Consider the following 5268-nt stretch of genomic DNA (forward strand, 5'->3'; position numbering starts at 1 on the left):
CGCGCAGGTGCGCGCGCGGGTGCGGCAGGGTCAGCCGCTCGTCCTGCAGCACCAGCTGGTCATAGGTGATCACATCCACGTCCAGGGTCCGCGCCTCCCAGCGCACGGTGCGGGTGCGGTGGTGCTCCCGCTCCACCTGCTGGCACAGATCCAGCAGCTGGTGCGGGTCCAGGGTGGTGCGCACGGCGATGACCTGGTTCAGGTAGTCCGGCTGGCCCCCGGGCCCGCCCACCGGCTTGGTCAGCGCCAGCGGGGACACGGCTTCGACCCGCACCTGCGGGTGGTCCTGCAGTTCGCGCACGGCCGCCTGAAGCGTCTGCCGGCTCTCGCCCAGGTTCGAGCCCAGCGCCAGCACCGCGCGGTGCTCCCTCTGCACGCGGCTGATCGCCACGGTGACATCGTCAAAGGGCACCGGGATCGGGGCCTGGGGCTTGTGCACGGTGACGTCGACCCGCGCCACGCTGGGGTAGCCGGTGAGGATCGCCTGGGCGATCTGTTCGGCCAGCTTCTCGATCAGGTCCCAGGGCCCGGCCTGGATCTGGCCGACGACCAGCTCGCTGACTTCCCCGTAGTGCACGGTGTCTCTCACGTTGTCGCTCAGCGCCGCGCGGGTGGTGTCGGTGTGCAGCACCACGTCCACCGTAAACGGCTGGCCTTCGCGCTTCTCGTGCTCGAAGACCCCGTGGTGGCCGGTGGCGGTGATGCCGGTGACGCTAATGCGATCCATGCGCCTTCACTACTTCGATGGCGTCGCGGCTGGACTGCACGTCGTGCACGCGCACCGCCCAGACCCCGTTGGCGGCGGCCAGCGTGGTGGTTGCGGCGGTGGCGGCATCGCGGTTCTGCACGTCGCGCGGCTTGCCGCCCTCGCGCAGCAGTTCACCCAGGAAGCGTTTGCGGCTGGTGCCAATCAGCACCTTGTGCCCCAGCGCCTCCAGCTCGCCCAGCGCGGCCAGCAGCGCCCAGTTGTGTTCGGCGTCCTTGGCGAAGCCCAGCCCCGGGTCCAGGATGATCTGTTCGGGGCGCACGCCCTTGGCCACGAACTCGTCGCGCAGCTGGCGCAGTTCGCCAACCACCTCGGTGACCACGTCCTGGTAGTTCGCCTCGGTGACCATGCTCTGCGCTGTGCCGCGGCGGTGCATCAGCACGTAGGGGACCCCGGTTTCGGCGATCAGTTCGGGCATGCCCGGCTCGTAGGTGAGCCCGGAGACGTCGTTGACCAGGTGCGCTCCGGCGTCGATGGCGGCACGGGCGGTGTCCACGTGCATGGTGTCCACCGACACCACGGCCCCGCCCTTGGCCAGGGCCTGGATGACCGGGATGATGCGTTCGCGTTCCAGCTGCGGGTCCACCTCGGCGGCGCCGGGGCGGGTGGACTCCCCGCCCACGTCGATGATGTCCGCGCCCGAGTACAGCAGCTTCAGGCCCTGGTCGATGGCGGCCCCGGAGTCCAGGTACTTCCCGCCGTCGGAGAAGGAGTCCTCAGTGATGTTCAGGATCCCCATGACCAGGGTGCGGTCGGTGGGCAGATCGGCGAAGGTCTTGCGCTTGATCTTGCGGATCACGGTCAGCGGGCTGGTGGCCGGGCCGGTGCCCGGAATCGCTCCTAGAGACATATCACTACTTTCCTAAGATCAGGCTCATGGCTTCGGCGCGGGTCGCGGTTTCGCGCAGCTGGCCGCGCACCGCGCTGGTGACGGTCTTCGCGCCGGGCTTCTGCACCCCGCGCATGGACATGCACATGTGTTCGCATTCCACGACCACGATCGCGCCCTGCGGGTGCAGGTGCTCAACCAGGGCGTCGACGATCTGGGTGGTCAGCCGCTCCTGGACCTGGGGGCGGCGGGCGAAGACCTCCACCAGCCGGGCCAGCTTGCTCAGCCCGGTGACCTTTCCGGCCTTGCCCGGAATGTAGCCGATGTGCGCCGAACCGTGGAACGGGACCAGGTGGTGCTCGCAGGTGGAGTAGAACGGGATGTCCTTGACCAGCACCAGTTCATCGTGCTCGATGTCAAAGGTGGTGTCCAGGTGTTCGGCCGGGTCCTGGCTGAGCCCGGCGAAGAATTCGGCGTACGCCTTGGCGACCCGCTTGGGGGTGTCCACCAGCCCGTCACGGTCCGGGTCCTCGCCGATGGCCAGCAGGATCTCGCGCACCGCCGCCGCAATGCGCGGCTGGTCCACTTCTTTGGCCGGCACGCCGTTGGGGGACTGGGCTCCCTCGGGACCGGGCACGCTGTCCTGGCTCTTCGAACTGTCTATGGTCTTGGAACTACTCACGTTCTAGATCCTATCCGGTTTGGGGTGCCGGCCCGCGCATCGAAAGGTAACACGGGCACCGCCGGCACCCGTGGGCGGTGGGCGATACGCCGCGGGCGGCCGGGGCGTTTCGCCTCCGGCCGCCCGCGGGGTGCCTGCCTAGTCGCTGGCCTGCGCGGCCCGCTCCTTGGGGCTGAGAATCGGCCCGGCCTCGTGCACGGGGCGCTGCGCGTTGGACAGCCACACCTCGCGCTTGTCGATCTTGACCAGGTCGGAGAAGATCTCCTCGATCTCCTTCTGGTTCAGCGTCTCGTGCTCCAGCAGCGCCAGCGCCAGCCGGTCGAGCACCGGACGGTTGTGGGTCAGCGCCCAGTAGGCGTCGTCGTGCGCCGCCTCGATGAGCTTGCGCACCTCGTCGTCGACCAGCGAGGCCATCTCATCGGAGTATTCGCGGCTGCCGGCCTGGCCGTACATCGCATCCCCGGAGGAGGAGGACAGGCGCACCGCGCCGACCTTCTCGCTCATCCCGTATTCGGTGACCATCTTGCGCGCGGTGGCGGTGGCCTTCTCGATGTCGTTGCTGGCCCCGGTGGACGGGTCGTGGAAGACGATTTCCTCGGCCACGCGCCCGCCCATGGCGTAGGCCATCTGGTCCAGCAGTTCGTTGCGGGTCACCGAGTACTTGTCCGACTCGGGCACCACCATGGTGTAGCCCAGGGCGCGGCCACGCGGCAGGATGGTGATCTTGGTGACCGGGGCGGTCTGGTTCATGGCCGCGGCCACCAGCGCGTGCCCGCCCTCGTGGTAGGCGGTGACCTTGCGTTCGTGCTCGTCCATCAGCCGGGTGCGCTTCTGCGGGCCGGCCATCACCCGGTCGATCGCCTCATCCAGGGCGCGGTCATCGATCAGGTTCGCGTTGGAGCGCGCGGTCAGCAGCGCCGCCTCGTTCAGCACGTTGGCCAAGTCCGCGCCGGTGTACCCGGGGGTCTTCTTGGCCACCGCGGTCAGGTCCACGGACTCGTCCACGGGCTTGCCCTTCACGTGCACCTTCAGGATCTGCTCGCGGCCCTTCAGGTCCGGGGCCTCGACCGGGATCTGCCGGTCAAAGCGGCCCGGGCGCAGCAGCGCCGGATCCAGCACGTCGGGACGGTTGGTCGCGGCGATCAGGATGACGTTGGTGGTGGCGTCGAAGCCGTCCATCTCCACCAGCAGCTGGTTCAGGGTCTGCTCGCGTTCGTCGTTGCCCCCGCCGATGCCGGCGCCGCGGTGGCGGCCCACCGCGTCGATCTCATCGACGAAGATGATCGCCGGGGAGTTGTTCTTCGCCTGCTCAAACAGGTCGCGCACGCGCGAGGCGCCCACGCCGACGAACATTTCCACGAAGTCCGAACCGGAGATCGAGTAGAACGGGACCTGCGCCTCACCGGCGACGGCCTTGGCCAGCAGGGTCTTGCCGGTGCCCGGCGGACCGTAGAGCAGCACGCCCTTGGGGATCTTCGCGCCCACGGCCTGGAACTTGCCCGGCTCGCGCAGGAACTCCTTGATCTCGTGCAGCTCCTCCACGGCCTCATCGGCCCCGGCCACGTCCTTGAACGTCACCTGCGGCATGTCCTTGGTGATCAGCTTCGCCTTGGACTTGCCGAACTGCATGACCTTCGAGCCCCCGCCCTGGGAGCGGGCCAGGATGAACCAGAACAGGCCGGCGATCAGCAGGAAGGGGATGATCACGCCCAGCATGGAGACGAACCAGTTGTTCTGCACCGGCTGGTCGGTGAACTTGTTCAGCTTCGCGCCGTTCATGGCGTCGATGACCTGCTCGCTGCGGGCCACCGAATAGTAGAAGGAGACGTTCTTGCCCTTGTCGACCCCGTCCACGTTCAGCGGGTCCTTCAGCAGCAGGTCCACCCGCTGGTCCCCGTCGAAGATCTTCGCCTCGGCGGCGTTGCCCGAACGCAGCTGGTTCAGGCCCACCGAGGTGTCCACGCGCGCGCTGTTCTGCCCGAAAAGCATCGGCAGGAACAACAGCACGGCGGTGACCCCGACGAGCACCCAAATGATCCAGCTGTTAAAAAGTTTCTTGGTTTTCATCGATCCGGAGGTTCCCGTTCCCCCGCATCCCCCTCACGCACTTCATCCGACGTCCGGGCTACGCCATGTCTATCGATACTGATCAACGCACGCGGCGCACGAAAAGTTCCCTACTGGTAGATGTGGGGCGCCAGGGTGCCGATGCAGTCCAGGTTGCGGTACTTCTCCGCGTAGTCCAGCCCGTAGCCGACCACGAACTCGTTGGGGATGTCCATGCCCACGTACTTCACATCGATCTTCACCTTGGCCGCCTCCGGCTTCTGCAGCAGGGTGCAGATTTCCACGCTGGCCGGGCCGCGGGATTCCAGGTTGGACTTCAGCCACGACAGGGTCAGCCCGGAGTCGATGATGTCCTCCACGATCAGCACGTGCTTGCCCATCAGGTCGGTGTCCAGGTCCTTGAGGATGCGTACCACCCCGGAGGACTGGGTGCCCGAACCGTAGGAGGAGACCGCCATCCAGTCCATGGTCACGTGCGACTTCAGTGCGCGCGAGAGGTCGGCCATGACCATCACCGCGCCCTTGAGCACACCCACCACGAGGATGTCGCGGCCTTCGTAGTCCTTGTCGATCTGCGCGGCCAGTTCGTTGATCCGGGCCTGGATCTCTTCCTTGGTGTACAGCACGTGGGCCAGATCGGCCTTGATCTCGTTCGAATCCACGAAGGTTCTCCTGAATGTAGAGGGGTGGTACCCCACTAGATTGCCACACTCCGGCCCCCAGTGTTTAGCTGGGTCTGGTGAAAACGATCACCGGACCGCGCCGGTAGGCGTAGATCTCTCCCTCCAGCTGCACCGGGCCGGCCGAACGGCTCGGCGCCGTGCCCAGTCCGGCCAGCTGCTGCAGCGCCGCAGTGCGTTCCCGGCTCGGGTTCGTGCCCCCGGCCGCGCGCACGGCCAGGCGCAGCACCCGCGAGGAGACGGC

At 67.4% G+C, this 5268-nt stretch carries 6 protein-coding genes; all 6 read right to left on the reverse strand.

What is annotated here, in order from left to right:
- The coding region (gene folB, locus RCJ92_RS14800) for a dihydroneopterin aldolase (protein ID WP_446754969.1) at positions 1-727 on the reverse strand (727 nt) is incomplete at its 3' end.
- Entirely contained in the window at positions 714-1616 is a 903-nt protein-coding gene (gene folP, locus RCJ92_RS14805; protein ID WP_446754970.1) for a dihydropteroate synthase, read from the reverse strand. The genes folP and folB, both read right to left, overlap by 14 nt.
- Positions 1617-1620: 4 nt before the next feature.
- The gene (folE, locus tag RCJ92_RS14810; RefSeq protein ID WP_446754972.1) at positions 1621-2232 is read right to left on the reverse strand and encodes a GTP cyclohydrolase I FolE; all 612 of its coding nucleotides are present in this window, start codon (positions 2230-2232) and stop codon (positions 1621-1623) included.
- 183 nt (positions 2233-2415) lie between these two features.
- The gene (gene ftsH, locus RCJ92_RS14815) at positions 2416-4344 is read right to left on the reverse strand and encodes an ATP-dependent zinc metalloprotease FtsH (RefSeq protein WP_138173107.1); all 1929 of its coding nucleotides are present in this window, start codon (positions 4342-4344) and stop codon (positions 2416-2418) included.
- A gap of 110 nt (positions 4345-4454) precedes the next feature.
- The gene (hpt, locus tag RCJ92_RS14820) at positions 4455-5006 is read right to left on the reverse strand and encodes a hypoxanthine phosphoribosyltransferase (protein WP_054821563.1); all 552 of its coding nucleotides are present in this window, start codon (positions 5004-5006) and stop codon (positions 4455-4457) included.
- A 64-nt stretch (positions 5007-5070) separates the two neighbouring features.
- On the reverse strand, positions 5071-5268 hold a 198-nt coding region (locus tag RCJ92_RS14825; protein ID WP_446754971.1), incomplete at its 5' end, for a TilS substrate-binding domain-containing protein.

It is taken from the genome of Glutamicibacter sp. BSL13, from assembly GCF_052928425.1.